Annotated in this window: 4 protein-coding genes and 3 tRNA genes; all 7 read left to right on the forward strand. The window is 53.1% G+C overall.

Going from position 1 to position 2,992, the window contains the following annotated elements; genetic code table 11:
* Positions 1 to 200 precede the first annotated feature (200 nt).
* Entirely contained in the window at positions 201 to 1,157 is a 957-nt protein-coding gene (gene birA, locus BMY45_RS27150; protein WP_092403487.1) for a bifunctional biotin--[acetyl-CoA-carboxylase] ligase/biotin operon repressor BirA, read from the forward strand.
* Positions 1,147 to 1,896, forward strand: a complete 750-nt coding sequence (locus BMY45_RS27155) for a pantothenate kinase (RefSeq protein ID WP_092403489.1) — start codon at positions 1,147 to 1,149, stop codon at positions 1,894 to 1,896. The genes birA and BMY45_RS27155 overlap by 11 nt, the downstream gene beginning before the upstream one ends.
* 7 nt (positions 1,897 to 1,903) lie before the next feature.
* A complete protein-coding gene (locus BMY45_RS27160; protein WP_092403491.1) occupies positions 1,904 to 2,356 on the forward strand; it encodes a hypothetical protein in 453 nt (150 codons plus the stop codon).
* A 142-nt stretch (positions 2,357 to 2,498) separates the two neighbouring features.
* A tRNA-Tyr gene (locus BMY45_RS27165) sits at positions 2,499 to 2,583 on the forward strand.
* A 24-nt stretch (positions 2,584 to 2,607) separates the two neighbouring features.
* Positions 2,608 to 2,681: transfer RNA gene (locus BMY45_RS27170), tRNA-Gly, on the forward strand.
* A gap of 26 nt (positions 2,682 to 2,707) precedes the next feature.
* A tRNA-Thr gene (locus tag BMY45_RS27175) sits at positions 2,708 to 2,783 on the forward strand.
* An 84-nt stretch (positions 2,784 to 2,867) separates the two neighbouring features.
* Positions 2,868 to 2,992, forward strand: a 125-nt coding sequence (locus BMY45_RS27180; RefSeq protein ID WP_007925961.1) for a GTP-binding protein, incomplete at its 3' end; no start/stop codon positions are given.

The following is a 2,992-nucleotide window of genomic DNA, read 5'->3' on the forward strand; positions in this document are numbered from 1 at the left end:
GCAGTGAAACGATGCATCGCCGATGGTAGTGTGGGGTTTCCCCATGTGAGAGTAGGTCATCGTCAAGATTAAATTCCGAAACCCCTATCTGCTGACGCAGGTAGGGGTTTTGTTTTGCCCGCAGGAAAGACCTGGTGTGTTTCTATGCAACAGTCTTGCGCATCGCTATCATGCGGGCCTCATTATCAGGTGCAGTTTGCATGCTCACGTTGCTTAAACTTCTGAAAGATGGCCGTTTCCACTCGGGTCAGGCGCTGGGTACTGCTCTGGGTATCAGTCGTAGTGCTGTATGGAAGCAGTTGCAGCACCTGGAGGCGGAGTTAGGGTTATCTGTTCATAAGGTTCGAGGTAGAGGTTATCAGCTGGCTAAGCCGCTGCTGCTTTTGGACTCAGCTGAGATTAGCGCCAAAGAGTCCTGTGAGTGGCCCATCCATATATTTGACTCCATTGATTCGACCAACGCTGAGGCGCTTCGCGCCATAGAGCGTGGAATGGACGCGCCATTTAGGATTTTGGCCGAGCGACAGACAGCCGGTCGTGGTCGTCGTGGTCGCAAGTGGGTGAGCCCGTTTGCCGACAATCTTTACCACAGTCTGGTGCTGCGAATTGATGGTGGCATGCGCCAAATTGAGGGGCTCAGCCTGGTTGTAGGGCTTGCAGTTATGCACGCCTTGCATGATATGGGAATCGCGGGGGCTGGGCTGAAATGGCCTAACGATGTCCTGGTAGGTAATAAGAAAATCGCGGGCATCTTGCTTGAGTTGGTGGGGGATCCAGCAGACGTTTGCCATGTTGTCCTCGGCGTAGGGATTAATGTGAATATGCGGTCGACCGATGAGGTTGACCAGCAATGGACGTCCATGTGCCTTGAGGCGGGCAGGGATTTTGATCGAAACGAGCTGGTTGGACGGCTGGCCGCGAAGTTCCAGCATTACCTCAGGCTCCACCAGGTGTCAGGTTTCTCCGCGATCCAAGAGGAATGGGAGCGATACCATCTGTGGCAGGGGCGCAATGTTTCCCTGATTGCCGGTATCAACCAGGTTGACGGGGTTGTAATGGGCATTGATCGTCAGGGCGCGCTACGTTTGAAGGTAGATGGCGTGGAAAAAATCTTTAGCGGTGGTGAGCTCAGTTTGAGGTTGCGTGATGATTCTTGAGCTCGATTGCGGCAATAGCTTTATCAAATGGCGTGTCCTTGACTTCGATGGCGTAACACCGGTCGAAGGAGGGGTGGCTGGTACCGATAGTGCTCTGCTGGCGAGCTTGAGTGACGCCGATAAATTTCAGCTCAAGAAATGTCGTCTCGTTAGCGTGAGGACTCCGCAAGAGACGGATTCGCTGGTTGCTCTGCTAATTGATGTTTTTGGGGTGTCTGTCTCACGCGCTGTACCTGTTCGGGAGTTGGCCGGTGTTAAGAACGGTTACAACGATTACGAGCGGCTAGGGCTCGATCGATGGTTGGCTTTGCTTGGGGGCTTTCATCTTGCCTCGGGAGCCTGTCTGGTGCTCGATTTCGGTACGGCCGTTACAGCGGATTTCGTGGCCGCGGACGGTGAGCATCTTGGGGGGTTCATTTGTCCTGGTATGCCTTTGATGCGTAATCAGTTGCGCACCCATACCCGACGGATTCGCTATGACGATACGGCTGCCGAGCGGGCTCACGAGAGTCTCGCCCCTGGTCGTGCGACTGTTGAAGCGGTGGAGCGCGGCTGCATGCTCATGCTCAGAGGGTTTGTCCTGACTCAGCTTGAACTGGCTAAAGAATATTGGGGGAAAGACTTCGTAGTATTTCTCACGGGGGGAGATGCCAATTTGGTATCCGGTGTTGTACCTGATGCCAAGGTAGTGCCTGATCTGGTTTTTGTTGGTTTGGCGATGGCCTGTCCTTTGTCTTGAGGTTCCTATGCGGTGGCTTTTTCTGCTGTTGGTGGTTTTGAATGTCTTTTATTACGTCTGGCATCAACAGGAGGCACCCCTTCGGGCAAAAGATGTGACTCCGTTGAGTTTGTACCGGGGCTCGCAGCAGGATATTCATCTCTTGAGCGAAACGGCTGATGCGCTTGTAAGGCGGGATTCAAGCAAATCTGCGGGCCGAGGCACGTGTGTCTATCTTGGTGGCTTCATCCGAATTGAAATGGCGCGCCAGCTGGAACAGCGGCTCGCGGCATCCGGGATCGCGGCTCGCTCCATTGCGCAGGGCTCGCCGAATCTGCCTGAGGGAGAAGGATTTTGGGTTCTGATTTCGCCAGATAGCGGGCTGAAGGTGAATGAAATGCTGCTTCAAAACCTTTCTAAAGAATTCAATGAGTTAAAACATAAAATAATGCCCTGTGAGGGGGTTGCACCCACAGGGTAGTTTGCATAGAATGGCGCCCGCTTCGCAGCGAAGGCCTTTAACAGCTAGCGCCACGAAGCGGTGTCAACGCAGCTAACCTCAGGTTTTTTATGAGAAAATGCTTGACAGAAGGCTGGCATGATATAGAATGCCGGCTCGCTTAGGAGGGGTTCCCGAGCGGCCAAAGGGATCAGACTGTAAATCTGACGTCTACGACTTCGAAGGTTCGAATCCTTCCCCCTCCACCAGTTTTAGCGTGAGCTGCAAGCTCCGCGGGTATAGTTTAGTGGTAGAACCTCAGCCTTCCAAGCTGATGATGCGGGTTCGATTCCCGCTACCCGCTCCAAGTTTGCAGGTTGTGCATAGTGTTTCGCTCTTGTAGCTCAGTTGGTAGAGCACACCCTTGGTAAGGGTGAGGTCAGCGGTTCAAATCCGCTCAAGAGCTCCATATAACAAGGCAGATATGAAAATATCTGCCTTTGTTTTAATGGTTTGTGTGACTTGCTAAATTCTTCTCCTAGGGGTGATTTCGATGGCTAAGGAAAAGTTCGAACGTAATAAGCCGCACGTCAACGTTGGCACCATCGGTCACGTCGACCACGGTAAAACCACGCTGACCGCTGCTCTGACCCGTGTCTGCTCCGAAGTTTTCGGTTC

The organism is Pseudomonas sp. NFACC39-1 (assembly GCF_900110355.1).
Classification (GTDB): Bacteria; Pseudomonadota; Gammaproteobacteria; order Pseudomonadales; family Pseudomonadaceae; genus Aquipseudomonas; species Aquipseudomonas tehranensis.

Excerpts from the sequence above, each read along its gene's own strand:
- BMY45_RS27160 (WP_092403491.1), top strand. The coding sequence starts at position 1,904 with ATGCGGTGGCTTTTTCTGCTGTTGGTGGTTTTGAATGTCTTTTATTAC.
- BMY45_RS27155 (WP_092403489.1), top strand. The coding sequence starts at position 1,147 with ATGATTCTTGAGCTCGATTGCGGCAATAGCTTTATCAAATGGCGTGTC.
- birA (WP_092403487.1), top strand. The coding sequence starts at position 201 with ATGCTCACGTTGCTTAAACTTCTGAAAGATGGCCGTTTCCACTCGGGT.